Source organism: Halomonas sp. H33-56, assembly GCF_040147035.1.
GTDB classification, from domain to species: Bacteria; Pseudomonadota; Gammaproteobacteria; order Pseudomonadales; family Halomonadaceae; genus Halomonas; species Halomonas litopenaei.
In genome coordinates this window covers 4,671,370-4,686,416 of record NZ_JAMSHP010000001.1, presented here as the reverse complement: position 1 = coordinate 4,686,416, position 15,047 = coordinate 4,671,370, and the positions used below count along the sequence as shown (strand labels likewise).

Annotated in this window: 13 protein-coding genes and 1 pseudogene; 5 read left to right on the top strand and 9 right to left on the bottom strand. The window is 61.6% G+C overall.

All coding sequences use genetic code 11. The features are described 5' to 3' along the window. Positions 1–6: 6 nt before the first annotated feature. From NFH98_RS20125 to NFH98_RS20100, 6 genes are all read right to left on the bottom strand, one after another. Entirely contained in the window at positions 7–732 is a 726-nt protein-coding gene (locus tag NFH98_RS20125; RefSeq protein ID WP_349623072.1) for a TVP38/TMEM64 family protein, read from the bottom strand. Between the two features lie 30 nt (positions 733–762). Further along, positions 763–1,593, bottom strand: a complete 831-nt coding sequence (gene dsbG, locus NFH98_RS20120; RefSeq protein ID WP_348827301.1) for a thiol:disulfide interchange protein DsbG — start codon at positions 1,591–1,593, stop codon at positions 763–765. 63 nt (positions 1,594–1,656) lie between these two features. Continuing rightward, complete coding sequence (locus tag NFH98_RS20115) at positions 1,657–1,791, bottom strand: hypothetical protein (RefSeq protein WP_275886765.1); 135 nt, start codon at positions 1,789–1,791, stop codon at positions 1,657–1,659. A gap of 26 nt (positions 1,792–1,817) precedes the next feature. Then, positions 1,818–4,307 (bottom strand): heavy metal translocating P-type ATPase, encoded by a 2,490-nt coding sequence (locus tag NFH98_RS20110; protein WP_349587721.1) that lies wholly within the window; start codon positions 4,305–4,307, stop codon positions 1,818–1,820. Positions 4,308–4,394: 87 nt separating this feature from the next. Beyond that, the gene (locus tag NFH98_RS20105; RefSeq protein WP_045991689.1) at positions 4,395–4,802 is read right to left on the bottom strand and encodes a heavy metal-responsive transcriptional regulator; all 408 of its coding nucleotides are present in this window, start codon (positions 4,800–4,802) and stop codon (positions 4,395–4,397) included. Positions 4,803–4,884: 82 nt separating this feature from the next. Next, the gene (locus tag NFH98_RS20100; protein WP_045991690.1) at positions 4,885–5,517 is read right to left on the bottom strand and encodes a peroxiredoxin; all 633 of its coding nucleotides are present in this window, start codon (positions 5,515–5,517) and stop codon (positions 4,885–4,887) included. Between the two features lie 252 nt (positions 5,518–5,769). Here NFH98_RS20100 and NFH98_RS20095 point away from each other — a divergent pair, with 252 nt between their 5' ends. From NFH98_RS20095 to NFH98_RS20080, 4 genes and pseudogenes are all read left to right on the top strand, one after another. Beyond that, complete coding sequence (locus tag NFH98_RS20095) at positions 5,770–6,492, top strand: cytochrome c biogenesis CcdA family protein (protein ID WP_124804560.1); 723 nt, start codon at positions 5,770–5,772, stop codon at positions 6,490–6,492. Between the two features lie 100 nt (positions 6,493–6,592). Further along, positions 6,593–8,992: pseudogene (locus NFH98_RS20090) on the top strand (heavy metal translocating P-type ATPase). 38 nt (positions 8,993–9,030) lie between these two features. Next, the gene (locus tag NFH98_RS20085) at positions 9,031–10,683 is read left to right on the top strand and encodes a multicopper oxidase family protein (RefSeq protein WP_035470148.1); all 1,653 of its coding nucleotides are present in this window, start codon (positions 9,031–9,033) and stop codon (positions 10,681–10,683) included. A 55-nt stretch (positions 10,684–10,738) separates the two neighbouring features. Further along, positions 10,739–11,371, top strand: coding sequence for a class I SAM-dependent methyltransferase (locus NFH98_RS20080; RefSeq protein WP_349623071.1), 633 nt, complete (start codon positions 10,739–10,741; stop codon positions 11,369–11,371). Here the strand turns inward: NFH98_RS20080 and NFH98_RS20075 are convergent, their stop codons facing one another. Together NFH98_RS20075 and NFH98_RS20070 are read right to left on the bottom strand one after the other, a co-directional pair. Beyond that, positions 11,372–11,554: a hypothetical protein gene (locus NFH98_RS20075; protein WP_035470154.1), complete on the bottom strand. Its 183-nt coding sequence runs from the start codon at positions 11,552–11,554 to the stop codon at positions 11,372–11,374. 232 nt (positions 11,555–11,786) lie between these two features. Beyond that, positions 11,787–12,683, bottom strand: coding sequence for a cation efflux transmembrane domain-containing protein (locus NFH98_RS20070; protein ID WP_349623070.1), 897 nt, complete (start codon positions 12,681–12,683; stop codon positions 11,787–11,789). A 97-nt stretch (positions 12,684–12,780) separates the two neighbouring features. Between NFH98_RS20070 and cadR the strand changes: the two genes are divergently transcribed. Next, positions 12,781–13,188, top strand: a complete 408-nt coding sequence (cadR, locus tag NFH98_RS20065) for a Cd(II)/Pb(II)-responsive transcriptional regulator (RefSeq protein WP_045991695.1) — start codon at positions 12,781–12,783, stop codon at positions 13,186–13,188. Between the two features lie 280 nt (positions 13,189–13,468). Here cadR and NFH98_RS20060 read toward each other — a convergent pair whose 3' ends face one another. Then, a complete protein-coding gene (locus NFH98_RS20060) occupies positions 13,469–14,851 on the bottom strand; it encodes a DegQ family serine endoprotease (RefSeq protein WP_045993875.1) in 1,383 nt (460 codons plus the stop codon). Between the last annotated feature and the right edge of the window lie 196 nt (positions 14,852–15,047).

Below are 15,047 nucleotides of genomic sequence, written 5' to 3'. Positions count from 1 at the left end.
CAGCCGTCAATTGGAGCTAGTCCGTCGCTTTCGATGCAGGGCCCAAACGAGTTTCGCCAAGAGCGGCAGGAGCGTGATACCGCTGAGCAGTATCAACGCGACCGTGAGAACGCGGGAGTCGGCGGTAATCAGGACTTCGCCGAACATGACGATCAGGAACGCCGTCGGAAGTACGCCAGCCAGCGTGGCAATCAAGAATCGCCAGAAGGCCAGTGGTGTAAGGCCCGCCGCGTAGCTGACGGCATCAAACGAAATGAATGGCACTAATCGCGATGCGAATACGACGAGCATCAACCCCGTCTGAGAGCGTTCTTTGCCCAGCCAGTTGAGGATGGGACTAGTACGCGACCAGCGATGGATCACCTCATAGCCGAGCAGGCGAGCGATGCCGAAGGCGAGCAACGCGCCGGCCTCAGCACCGATGACCACATACGCCGTCCCCCATAGAGGGCCGTAGATCGCACCGGCCACCATGGCTATCGGCCCACTGGGTATCGGGCTCATGACTATGGCCGCTATCATCATGGCGATAATGGTCAATGGCCCCCAGACCCCCAACTGGCCAACCCACTCACGCAGGGCCTGCTTATTGGTGAGCGTCGATAAGGCACCGGTCTCCATTAGGATCCAATAGAGGATCACCAAGCCAATCAGCACAGAAGCTCCCAACATGAGCCTGTGTTTTACACCGAGCGTACTTGCCATACTCATCTCAGTTGTGTGAGGTGACATCTCATGTCACTCCTGTGCCGTTATGGCGCGTCATTCGACACCTAATATGTTGCGAAGCCGGTCGGTCGACACCGCACCATTGATGCGCTGCACATTACCTTCATCATCGCGGTAATAGCTGGTCGGCGTTCCCGTGGCGCCGGCCTCGCGCATGAGCTGGGCATGCCGCCTAAGAAGCGCTCGACTCTCCTCCGACGGCACTACCGGACTGATGCCGCCATTGCGGAAGTTCAATTCATGGGTTTCGAGGGCTTTGGTTGGGGCATTCGACTCAAGGATCGCGGCCGCCTTGCGGAGACTATCCTCTGACAGAGCGCCGACCAGCACATGACGAAGCTGAAGCTCACCTTGATCGATTAGAGACCGTGAGCTCTTCCACAGCGCATTGCAGTAGGGACAATTGGGGTCGGTCAGCGTATACACGATATGTGACGCACTATCAGGACCTTCCGGAATGAAGCGAGTGTCCTCGAACGCGCTCCAGGTAGCTTCCAGCATCGGTTCCAGCACCAGAGCTTGAAGTTGGTGTTCCATTACAGCGTTGCCCTGAGGATCAATTAAGGTACCGATGATGGCGTGGTCGGAAGTGGAGGGAATATAAGCCGCCACGGGCTCATTATCATAGGACAAGGCATAACCTTGTATATCTCCAGGGGCATTAAAGGTTCCATGGAATTTGAGTCCTTGATCCAATAATGCCGTAATCGATGCGGGTAGGGGGGCTCCAGTAGCGGCTGTACTAATGGCCTGGTGGCCTTCAAGCGAATCGTCCCCCGTTTCCTTCGCCAGAGCGGGGAGCGTAATGAGACCGAACAGCCCTGCAATAACAAGGCAATAAGTGGAATAGATGATTTTCTTCATGAACGGTCTCTTTGTCGCTCTCTGATCAACCCCGGAATCGTGCCTGCTTGTAGCGATGGGCTGTCAGCTATCACGCTTCTTTCCGAAGAACAGATACTTGGCGAGCGCGGCGACGCCAAACACCAGCGCGATAATCAGCAGGATGGAAATGAGCCCCATCCCTGCCATCCCCCACGTGCATGCTTCGCTTCCCATCATCTTGGTCTCCTATTAAATTTTGCTACTCAGACTTGGCGGGCCCGAACCGCCTGGGGTTCACCGCCCGTCACCGGCGAAGCGTCATCGATATCCGGCGTGAAGCGGCGTAGCCGCAACGAGTTGGTCAACACGAAGACGCTGGAGACGCTCATGGCGGCTGCCGCCAGCATGGGGCTGAGCAATACGCCGATGAACGGATAGAGCACGCCCGCCGCCACGGGGATCAGCGCCACGTTGTAGCCATAGGCCCAGACGAAATTCCCGATGATGGTCCGGTGGGTACGCTTGGAGAGCGCCACGGCATTGACGATTCCCCTCAGGTCGCCACGCATCAGCACTACGTCGCCGGCCTCGATGGCGATATCCGTCCCGGTGCCGATGGCGATGCCCACGTCGGCTTGTGCCAACGCCGGTGCATCGTTGATGCCGTCGCCCACGAAGGCGACCTTACCGCCCTCGGCCTGTAGTCGCTTGATCTCGTCTGCCTTCTGGTCAGGCAGCACCTCGGCGAGTACGCGCTGAATGCCGACCTGTCGGGCGATGGCGTCGGCGGTGGCGCGGTTGTCGCCGGTGAGCATCGCCACTTCCAGCCCCAGCGCCTTGAGTGCTGAAATGGCTTCGGCCGAGCCCTCCTTGAGCGGATCGGCCACCGCGATGACCGCGGCGAGTCGGCCGTCCACCGCGGCATAGAGGGGGCTCTTGGCATCCTCGGCAAGCGCCTTGGCGCGCTCTTCCGCCTTGCCGAGCCCAATCCCGAGCCGGTTCATGTAGCGATCGGCCCCTACGTAAAGCCGGTGACCGGCGACGTCGGCTTCGATGCCGTAGCCCGGCTCGGCGCTGAAATGGCTGACGGCCGGCAGCTCGAGTCCACGCGCCTGGGCGCCGCGCACGATGGCATCGGCGATGGGGTGCTCGCTCTGGGCTTCCACTGCCGCGACCAGTCGCAGCACCTCATTCTCGTGCCCCTCGATCACTTCGAAGTCGGTCAGCTCGGGGCGACCCTGAGTCAGGGTGCCGGTCTTGTCCAGCACGACGGTATCCATCTTGGCCAGCGTCTCGAGCGCCGCGCCCTTGCGAAACAGCACCCCCATCTCGGCCCCCTTGCCGCTACTGACCATGATCGCAGTCGGGGTGGCCAGGCCCATCGCGCAGGGGCAGGCGATCAGCAGCACACTCACCGTGGTGACGAAGGCGAAGGACAGCGCCGGGGCCGGCCCGACGGCGAACCACACCCCGAAGGTGATCAGGGCGATGGCGATGACCACGGGCACGAAGACACCGGCGATCTTGTCGGCCAACTGCTGGATCGGGGGTTTCTCGGCCTGTGCCGCTTCCACCATCTTGACGATCTGTGACAGCACGGTGTCGGCACCGACCCGAGTGGCGCGGAAGGTAAGCGCGCCGTTCTTGTTGATGGTGCCGCCGACGACTTCGGCATCCTGCTGCTTGGCAACCGGTACCGGTTCGCCACTGATCATCGACTCGTCGACGAAGGAATGGCCTTCTTCAACGATGCCATCCACCGGGATACGCTCGCCCGGGCGGGCCAGGATGCGATCGCCGGGCACGACGGCCTCGATCGGCACCTCGACCGCTTCGCCATCGCGGATGACGCGGGCGGTTTTCGCCTGCAACTGCAGGAGCTTCTTGATCGCCTCGGAGGTACGGCCTTTGGCGATGTGCTCGAAGTAGCGTCCCAACAGGATCAGCGTCACGATCACCGCCGCCGCCTCGAAGTAGCTCACGGCGGTATCAGCCGGGAAAAAGCCGGGTACCAGCAGAGCGACGACCGAATAGAAGTAGGCGGCGCTCGAGCCGATCATGACCAGACTGTTCATGCCCGGGTTGAGATGTCGAAGTTCGGCATAACCACCGCGATAGAAGCGCGCCCCGGCATAGAACTGCACGGGCGTGGTCAGCAGCCACTCGACGCCCATCCAGCCGCGATGCGGCATCAGACTCGCCAAGAGCGCATCAAAGTCGGGAATCACTTTTCCCATGGCGATGATGACCACCGGGATGGTGAGCACTGCCGCGAGAATGACCCGGTGGAGAAGCTGTCGTCCCTCGCGATCCTCGTCGTCCGCCTGCTGCTGCGACTCGGTTTCCTGCGGTTCATAGCCCGCCTCGCGGATGGCATGCTGAATGCGTGCCAGCGATACGGTCCCCGGCAGGAAACGGACGAAGGCCTTCTGGGTGGTGAGATTGACACTCACCTCCACCATGCCGGGCAGCTTGCCGAGCGCTCGTTCTATCCGCGAGACGCAGGATCCGCAGCTCATGCCGGCGACGGGAATCTCGAGGCTCTCCACCACCGGCTGATAGCCCGCCGTTACGATAGCGTCGAGCAGGCTGGCCGTCGTGGAGCCTCCCTCTATCTGGATCGCCGCCTTCTGTGTGGCCAGGTTCACCTGAGCGTTAATCACGCCCGGCTGCTGGCCGAGGGCCCGCTCAACCCGTCCGACGCAGGACGCACAGGACATGCCCCGAATCTCGATATCGACGTTTTCCGCCATTGCGGTCTCCCCCAACTTGGTTCTTCATCAGCCCAGCGTGCGCGCTTCGGGACTCCTGCGTTACACTGCCAGAAGCGACGAGGCCGCTCATTCGTCCCTATCGGCGATGGCGTCGACGATGGGGCAGCCTTCCTGCATCGGTCCTTCGCCTGTACATTCTTCAAGCGTTTTGGACAGCACAGCCTCGATTTGCGAGAGATGCTTGATCTGCTCGCGAATCTTGTGCAGCTTCTCGCCGGCGATGCGCTTGGCCTGTGCCCGGTCGCCGTTGGCATCCTGGAGGATCAACAGCTCACGGATCTCGTCGAGCGTAAAGCCCCACTGCTTGGCATGGACGATGAATTGCAACCGGGCCACGGCATCCAGGGGATAACGCCGATAGTTGGCTTCCGTCCGTGGGGGGGCGGGCATGAGCTTCTCTTTCTCGTAATATCGGATCGCCTGACTGGCGATCCCACTACGTTCGGCAAGCTCACCGATACTGAGGGTTTGCATGGCTTCACCTCTCGCACTGTGAATCGGAGCTTCTAGCCGCCCGACTGGGCCGGGCAGCCTGAGTCACGAGTCGTGACTTCGACTAGTCCGGTTGGCGCACGACCCGCAGATAGGGTGTCTTGGCATCCCAGCCGTCGGGGAAGTGTTGTCTGGCGTCGTCATCCGTGAGCGATGGCAAGATGATGACATCGTCACCGGTTTGCCAGTCGACGGGCGTTGCAACCTTGTGCTTGTCGGTTAGCTGAAGCGAGTCGATGACCCGCAGGATTTCGTCGACGTTGCGCCCGGTGCTGGGCGGATAGGTCAAGGTCAGGCGAATTTTCTTGTCGGAATCGATAATGAAGACGGTACGCACCGTCACCTTGGGGTCGGCTTTCGGGTGGATCATTCCATACAGCGTCGCCACCACCTGGTCTTCGTCCGCCAGTAGGGGATAGTTCAGGGCCGCGCCCTGGGTCTGCTCGATATCCTTCGCCCAGTCGTGGTGAGAAGCGAGGGGGTCGACCGATACCCCCACCAGCTTGACGCCACGCGCGGCGAACTCGTCCTTTCGCCTGGCAAACGCGCCAAGTTCCGTGGTACAGACTGGCGTATAATCGGCGGGGTGCGAGAACAGTACGGCCCAGTCCTTGCCCAGCCACTGATGAAAGCCAAGCGTGCCTTCGGTGGATTCGATCGTGAAATCGGGAGCTATCTCCCCTAGCTGTAGGGTCATCTCACTATCCTTATCTATGGTAAGTGTCGGATGATGCACTACGCACGATAACCTTTAAGTCAACTTTAAGGTCAAGGGCTTTCGAGGAAAGGAGTCTATTCTTTTACGTTATATCAAAAGGCATTAACTCATGGATGACTTTGAGGTAGGCGCAACCCTTAGAATTCTCTGCCTAACCATGTCCGAAGTAGGCGGCCGGCCCCAGGCTGCTTCGCGCCCAGCACCTTGCCCCCCCCCAGGAAGCGTAACGCCTTGGAATCTCTCTCTTCTATCGGTCTGATTGGCGCCTTCGCCGGCGGGTTGGTTTCCTTCTTCTCGCCCTGCACCTTGCCGCTGTTGCCGGCCTACCTGTCGGTGGTCACGGGCGGGAGTGCCGGCAAGGCCGATAGACGCCTGGAGGCATTGATCCTCAGTGCCTTCTTCGTCTTCGGCTTCAGCATCGTGTTCATCCTGTTGGGACTCGGCGCCAGTGGTATCGGCCAGCTGATGCGGGGGTATCGCCAGGAATTCAACTGGGTCGCCGGCTCGGCGGTGATCGTGCTGGGCCTGTTCATGACCGGTGTGTTCCGGTTGCCGCTGTTCCAGCGCACCCTTCAGTTCACACCGAACGTCCAGGGTGGCTCCCCGCTGTCGGCGACGGTGTTCGGGATCTCCTTCGCCATCGGCTGGACGCCCTGTATCGGCCCCATCCTGGGCGCCATCCTGATGGCCACCTCCAGCGCCGCCAGTGCCCAGGCCGGCATGCTCTATCTCAGCGCCTACTCGGCGGGCCTGGCGCTGCCTTTTCTCGCCAGCACCCTGCTGATCAATCGATTCGCCCTGCATCGGCAAAGTCTGGGTAGGTGGAGCGCCTATGCTCGCCCAGTCGCCGGCACGATCGTTATCCTGATGGGCATCGCCATCGTCTCGGGCACCATGACGCGGCTTTCCAGCATCATGGTCGACTGGTTTCCCTCGCTGGCGACACTGGGATAGTCGGGTCGGCGGCGGTGGCAAGGTGTAACCTGTTCATATCAGCGAGGAGAAACGCCACCGACCACGCAACAGAAACCTTTTGTACAATGGAGGGTTCTTCATGGAAAAAGACCCCGTTTGTGGCATGAGCGTCGATCCCGCCTCGACGGAGAGCGTCGAGCATCGCGGTGAGCGTTACTATTTCTGTAGCAAGCAGTGCGCCGAGCACTTTCGCGAGGATCCAGGCGCCGTGCTTGCCGCCACCTCGGCGGCTGCGTCGAAGCCCAGTGGCAAGGCCAATTATTTCTGCCCCATGTGTTCTGGCGTAGAGAGCGAGGAGCCGGGGGAGTGTCCCAAGTGCGGCATGGCGCTGGAACCCGTCAAGCCGCAACCGTCGTCGAGGGTCCAGTATACCTGCCCCATGCATCCGGAGGTGCGGCAGGATGAGCCCGGCGACTGCCCCAAGTGTGGCATGGCACTCGAGCTCACCCGCGTTTCCGGAGAGGAACGCAGCTTCGAGTTTCTCGAGATGTTCCGACGCTTCTGGGTGGGCGGCCTGCTGACGCTGCCGGTGTTGTTCGTCGCCATGGGCAGCGTGCTGCCCGGTATCGGCCCTTGGGTGGATGAGGTGCTGCCCGCCGGCAGTGGTCACTGGATCGAACTGATCTTTGCCACGCCCGTGGTGCTATGGGCCGGATGGCCATTCTTCCTGCGTGGCTGGAAGTCCCTCGTCACACGCAACCTCAGCATGTTCACGCTGATCGCCCTCGGTGTGGGGGCGGCCTATGGCTACAGTGTCGTCGCCACGCTCGCCCCTGGGATATTCCCGGCCACTTTCCGTGACGCCGATGGCTCGGTCGGCGTGTATTTCGAGGCGGCGGCGGTGATCGTCGTGCTGATCCTGCTCGGTCAAGTGATCGAGGCCCGCGCCCGCGAGAAGACCGGCAGTGCGCTGCGCGCGATCCTCGATCTCGCGCCGCCGACCGCACGACGCATCGATGCCGAGGGCAATGACGAGGAGGTCTCGCTCGACGAGCTGTGTACCGGTGACCGTCTACGGGTACGCCCCGGTGACAAGGTGCCGGTCGATGGCGAGGTGCTCGAAGGCCACAGCACGCTGGACGAGTCGATGGTGACCGGGGAGTCCCTTCCCGTCGAGAAGCGCGAGGGCGACACGGTCATCGGCGGCACCGTGAGTGGTCAGGGCAGCTTCGTCATGCGCGCCGACAAGGTCGGCGAGGACACGGTGCTTTCGCAGATCGCGGAAATGGTGGCCGAAGCGCAGCGTTCGCAGCCGCCCGTTCAGCGGCTTGCCGATGTGGTCGCCGGCTATTTCGTCCCCGCGGTGGTTATCGTGGCGATCCTGGCATTTATTGCCTGAGGGATCTGGGGGCCACCGCCGGCGATGGCCTACGCGGTGATCGCCGCGGTATCGGTGCTGATCATCGCGTGTCCCTGTGCGCTCGGCTTGGCGACGCCGATGTCGATCCAGGTTGGGGTCGGTCGCGGGGCCCGGGCGGGCGTGTTGATCAAGAATGCCGAGGCACTGGAACGTTTCGAGAAAGTCGACACCCTGGTCGTCGACAAGACCGGCACCCTCACAGAGGGTAAACCCCGGGTCGTATCCCTCAAGCCCGTTTCCGGCAGTGATGAAGCGCAGTTGCTGCAACTTGCCGGCAGCCTCGAGCGAGGCAGCGAACATCCGTTGGCCGAGGCCATTGTCAGTGCTGCGCAAGAGCATCATGTCGAGCTGAGCGATGCCAGCGATTTCGAGGCGGTGACCGGCATGGGGGTCACCGGTCGGGTCGAAGGACGCGAGCTTGCGCTTGGCAATGCCCGGCTGCTCGAAACACGTGGTGTGGAGGCGCGGGAATGGACGCAGCGTGCCGAGACGCTGCAAGCCGAAGGGCAAACCGTGATGTTCCTGGTGGCCGATGATCAGGTCATGGGACTCATCGGTGTCGCGGACCCGATCAAGGAAACCACCGCACAGGCGATCCGGACGCTCAAAGAGGATGGCCTGCGCCTGGTTATGCTCACCGGCGACAACCGTACCACCGCCGAAGCCGTGGCGCGCCAACTTGGTATCGACTAAATTGAAGCGGACGTACTGCCGGAAGATAAAGGGCGTATCGTGCGCGAGCATCGCGAGGCCGGGCGCGTGGTCGCCATGGCCGGCGACGGCGTCAATGACGCCCCCGCCCTGGCCGAGGCTGACCTCGGTATCGCCATGGGCACGGGGACCGATGTCGCCATCCAGAGCGCGGGGGTGACTCTGGTGAGAGGGGATCTCTCCGGCATTGTTCGCTCCCGGCATCTCAGTCGCCGGGTGATGCGCAATATCCGCCAGAACCTGTTTTTCGCCTTCGTCTACAACAGCCTGGGGGTGCCTCTGGCCGCCGGGGCGCTGTTTCCGTTCACCGGCTGGCTGCTCAGTCCCATCTACGCCGCCGCCGCGATGAGCCTGAGCTCGGTCTCGGTCATCGCCAACGCACTGCGGCTACGCGCCGCCAAGCTATGAGCCGGGGCCGCCGACAACCATAGAGGAGGGGGAGCATCATGGCTTATGTCGACCTGCAGCGACGTAGCGTATTGCGCCGCATCGGCGGTGTGGCGGCGTTGTCGACCCTGGTGGGGGCCGGGGTATGGACCGGGAGATATCGCCCCGCTCTGCGGGCGGCGTCCGCGTCAACGGCCATGGAGGGGCCCTTCGACGTCGACCTGCGTGTGCGAGCCCGTCCCGACAAGGTGGCTATCCTGCCCGGTGCGCCGAGCGACGTCTGGCGCTACACGGCCGAGCGAATCGTCGGGCCTGAAGATACCCTGACGCCCGTGGGTGAGAGTTATACGGGGCCATTGATTCGCCTGCGTCGTGGTCAGCGCTTGCGGGTACGCATCGACAACGATCTCCCCGAAGACACCACCGTGCATTGGCATGGTCTGCACGTACCACCGGACGTGGATGGTCAACCGCGCCTGCCGATCGCGCCAGCGACGAGCATGGCGGTCGCCTTCGATGTCGTGGATCGTGCCGGTCTCTACTGGTACCACCCCCATCCTCACGGCCCCGATGGTGGCCGGGTTGGCTTTCAGAGTTACGCCGGCCTTGCCGGTCCACTGATCATCAACGACGACGCCGAGCGTGCCTTGGAGCTCCCCGACGGAGAGCGGGAACTGGTCCTCATCCTGCAGGATCGCACCTTTAGCAATGGCAATGAGCTTCAGTACATCGACGATGGTGGCATGGGGGCGATGATGACCCGCATGCAGGGCTTTCGCGGGGAGCGGGTACTGGTGAACGGCCACCCGGACGCGCGACGCGAGGTGTCCACGCAGCCATATCGATTGCGCCTGCTCAACGGCTCCAACTCGCGCATCTACAAGCTGGCCTGGAGCGATGGCCGGGCGGTGACCGTCATCGGCACCGACGGTGGCCTGCTCGCCAAGCCCGAGCGGCGCCGCTCGGTCACACTGGCGCCGGCCCAACGGATCGATCTGTGGGTCGATTTTGGCGACACCGAGCCGGGAGAGTCCGTACAGCTGGTGAGCGAGGAGTACCAACTCGGCATGATGGGCGAGCGAATGGGCGACATGATGGACCGGGGCATGATGGGCGATCGAATGGGCGGCATGATGGATCGAGGGATGATGGGTGATCGAATGGGCGAGATGATGGATCGAGGCATGATGCGCGACATGATGGGAAGCGAGCGGCTCTCGCTAGTTACCTTCGCCGTCGTCGCACGGGCGAACGATGCGGAAACCCTGCCGGAACGCTTGGCTCAAGACCTGCCGGCCTCCCCGGTTCAGGCCGATACGCCAGTACGCCGCTTCGAGCTGGGCATGCGCATGATGCAGGGGTTCACGATCAACGGCCGGCAGATGGAGGGCGCGACGGTGGCAGATGACGAGATCGTCCGGCTGGCGCAGACGGAGATCTGGGAGTTCGTCAACAACACCATGATGCCGCACCCCATGCACGTTCATGGACTGCAATTCCTGGTTCAGGAGCGGATATCGGCGGGCGGCAAGACGGACCTGCACGATGGGATCATCGACGCGGGATTGCATGACACGGTGCTGGTGTTCCCGGAGGAACGGGTGCGCATCGCTCTGACCTTCAAGGACTTCGAGGGGTTCTACATGTACCACTGCCACACCATGGAGCATGAGGATGCCGGTATGATGCGCTACTTCAAGGTGGTGGCATAACGAACCGGTCTGGTTTCGATCACACCGTATTTCGATCACCTGGCAACCACACGGGATGACGATACAGATGTCCTTCTACGAGAATCGTGTTCTGCCGCATTTCCTCCACCTGGCGTGTGGCAACACGGTGGTCGATCGTCAGCGGGCGGCCGTGGTGCCGCAAGCCCGGGGCCGTGTTCTGGAGGTGGGTATGGGGTCCGGGCTCAATATTCCCCACTACGATCCGGACCGGGTCGAGCTGGTCTGGGGGCTCGAGCCTTCCGAAGGCATGCGACGCAAGGCCCGCCACAACGTCGCCAGCGCACAGTTCGAGGTGCGCTGGCTGGACCTGCCGGGCGAGGAGGTCCCTCTCGACGACAACAGTGTCGATACCGTAGTGCTCACCTACACCCTGTGCACGATTCCGGACTGGCACCGGGCGTTGGAGCAGATGCGTCGCGTGCTCAAGCCGGGTGGCCAACTGCTGTTCTGCGAACACGGCACGGCGCCCGACGAAGCCGTACGCCAGTGGCAGCGCCGTATCAATCCCCTGTGGCGCAGAGTGGCGGGGGGCTGCCATCTCAACCGCGACATACCCGAGCTTATCGCGCACGCAGGCTTCGGTATCCAGCGGATGGAGACGGGCTATCTTTCGAAGGTCCCGAGGTTCGCTGGCTTCAATTTCTGGGGGGCTGCTGTTCCCCGCTGATCAAGCTCGCGTGTAATGAGGCGATTCCCCGAACAACTGGCCATCCACTTCGATGGCGGTGCCATCCACGAACACTGGCACATAGCTCAGGGTCTTGACCTGATAGTCCAGGATCGGCGGCGCCAAGTGCCTTGCCCAGTAGCGAGCGATGCTCTGGAGCGCGTCGAGGTGGACCGTCCCCATGCGTACCAGGTATTTGCCGAGGCGGCCTCTCGCCGGCACGGTCTCGATGCCCAGCAGCTTCGCCGTGACCGGATCCTGACGAAAGGCGTCCAGATCGGACGCGCGCCATTGCCCGTGGCGAGGGAGGCCACCAGGCTCCAGAGTGTCTTCGCAACACTGGCGTCGTGCTTGAGGTGACTTTGCTAGGTGAACTGGCTCAGCAGGCCACTGAATAGCTATTAATAGACATTATTTAACCCTTGAGCGCCAGAATGCGCCTGGCACCGTTGAGCACAATGACCCCCGCGATGGTGCCGATAATCAGATCCGGATAATTGGTTCCGGTCCACGCGACCAAGGCGCCGGCGGTGATGACCCCCAGGTTGATCACCACGTCATTGGCCGAGAATATCCAGCTTGCCTTCATGTGCGCCCCGCCCTCTCGATGTTTGGATATCAGCAGCAGACAACTGGTATTGGCAATCAATGCGACGAATGCGATAGCCATCATCATCATCGATTCAGGCTCGCTACCGAATACAAAGCGCCTGACCACCTCTGCGAGTACGCCAACCGCCAGAATCAGTTGGAGCACACCTGCAAGATGCGCGGCACGCACCTGCATTTTTACGCTATGCCCAACCGCATACAGGGCGAGCCCGTACACGGCCGCATCGGCAAAATTGTCTAGGGATTCTCCAATCAGGCCGGTGGAGTGCGCGATCAGGCCGGCCGTCATTTCCACCACGAACAGGACCGCATTGATACCGAGCAACCAACGCAGGGTGCCGGACTCCTGCGCGGCAGAGGCCGACGTGTCACCGACCGCCTTGATCGACTCAGGATCGGCAGCGGCCGTTTCCTGAAGCGAGGCTCCTAGCCCCAAGGTTGTCAGTTTTGCGGTGATGGGCTCGACCTCGCCGTCATGCACGACCTCTAATCGGCGGTTCGACAAGTCGAAGGACAGCACCCGAATCTCCTCAAAGCCGTTCAGGGCAAGGCGAATCATTCGCTCTTCCGATGGACAGTCCATCTTCGGCACGGCATAAACGCTGACCCATTTCCCCGATGCTTCGGAGGAGCGACGCATATCGGTATCCGCTATGGGCGTCGCATCGCCGTCACAGGGGGCTCCACAGGTTTTGCTCATGATACGACTCCACTTGAATATTATCGGGCTATCATTTAAAACCATATAGTCACTATAAGGTCAACAGAGCGGAGAGAATCCGTTGAGGAGGAGCTTGGTGCGTATTGGTCAGTTGGCAGAGTTGGTAGGGGTCGATACACAGACGATCCGCTTCTATGAACGACAGGGCCTGTTACCGTCGCCTGAACGGCAGGAGAACGGTTACCGTGTCTATACCGAGGAACATGGTGAGCGGCTGGCTTTCATTTGTCGCTGCAGAATCCTGGACCTGTCGCTAGCAGAGATTCACGAGCTACAGAGGTATCAGGACGACCCTCACCAACCTTGTGCCGCCGTGAACGCTTTGCTCGATGATCACATCTCTCACGTGCGCTCGCAGATAACCGCTCTACAGGCGCTTGAGAAACAACTCGTTTCACTGAGAGCGAGTTGCAACGATGGCCGGGAAGTTGAGGCGTGTGGGGTTCTTGCTGGAATTAGCGAGGGAAGCATGCACCAACAGTAGGTTGACGCATCAACCATTAAATCCGGATACCCCCCCCAGCCGTGCATTAGGGCTTGTCTGAAAAGTGCCTACGCTCGGTAATACGGCGTTAAAAATCGGATCAACATGCTCATTTACACCCCGTAAGCTGCGCTGTCTCACCGATTTTTGCCTTGTCTAACCTTCGCTCGCCGACTTTTCGGACAGAGCCTAGAATGTACGAGAGTCTGAAGAAACGCCCCAGCGATCCTGTTCGCCAGGGCGCCGCTGTGCTGATGTATTGAACGCTACTCAGTCGCGGTTAGTCACCATTGCCCACTCGCAGGGCCACGAAGTAGGTGCGGCCTTCGCGGTTGAGCAGAACAGGCACCGCTTGATCATCTGGCAGGCGGGTCAGCATCTCCTTCAGCTGTTCCGGACTCTCTACCGGCTGCTGGCCCAGTCTGACCAGCACATCGCCGGGGCGAATGCCGACGGCAGCGGCATGTCCGGCGGGGGCCACCTTGACGATGCGCACCCCGTGATCGATGCCAAGCCGACGCTTCTCCATGTCGTTCAACGGCTGAACCGCGATGCCCAGTCGAACCGGGTCGCCATCGGATTGACCGGGGCCGGCATCCGGCCACTCGCCAACTTCCACCGTGATGGTCTCCTGCTGACCATCGCGCAACACGGAGAGATCAACGTCTTCGCCGGGGGCCGTCTCACCGATCAGGCGCGGCAGCGTGGTGGAGTGGTCCACTTCCTGGCCGTTCACCTCAAGGATGACATCACCGGCCTTGAGGCCGCCTTCTGTCCCAGGGCTGCCGGGCTCGACCTGGGCAATCAAGGCACCCTCGGCCTGCTCCATGCCGAAGGACTCCGCCAGGTCCTTGGATACCGGCTGGATGCTGACGCCCAGCCAGCCGCGGCTCACGTACCCCTCTTCACGGAGCTGGTTGGCCACATCCAGTGCCACATCAATGGGAATGGCGAAGGAGAGGCCCATGTAGCCTCCACTACGGGTCAGGATCTGGGAATTAATGCCCACGACCTCACCGTCGAGGTTAAACAGTGGTCCGCCCGAGTTGCCCGGGTTGATCGCCACATCGGTCTGGATGAAGGGAACGTAGACGTCTTGGGGCAGGGTGCGGTTGATGGCACTGATGATCCCGGACGTCACCGAGTGGTCGAAGCCGAAGGGTGAGCCTATGGCGGCGACCCACTGGCCGACCTGGAGGTTGTCGGAGTTGCCCAGTTGCAGGGTGGGTAGGTTATCCGCCTCGACCTTGAGGACCGCCACATCGGTCTTCTCGTCGGCCCCCACCAGCTCGGCCGAGAGTTCGCGACGGTCGTTGAGGCGCACCAGAATCTTGTCGGCCTCCTTGACCACGTGCGCGTTGGTCATGATGTAGCCGTCTTGATCGAAGATGAAGCCCGACCCCAGTGACCGACGCGGCTCTTCATTGCGATTGGGCGCACCGCCAGGTGGCATCGGGAAGCGGTCGTCGAAGAAGTCACGGAAGATCTCCGGCACCTCCTGCCCCCCAAATTGCCGTGAGGACGTCATGGACCTCTCGACCTTGCGGGAGGTGGAGATGTTGACCACGGCCGGCGCGGCCTCGTCGACCAGTTCCGTGAAGTCCGGCAGCTGTGGCTCGGCGAGGGCTGGCGTTGCCACCATCAGCAGTAAAGCTAAGCTCATCAGCCAGGCGTGCGAGTAAGGCTTGGGTATCACAATGGGCTCCTTCCGGGGGCATGGAACATGGTAGCCAACTTGGTACAGTGCCCACTATGCAAAGTTCCGTACTCCTAACCCCGGCTCGGCCTTCAACAGAGTTCGGGCTTGAAGCTTGAGTTGCTATAGGTTTTATACTGCTGGGTCATCAGGTGACACCACA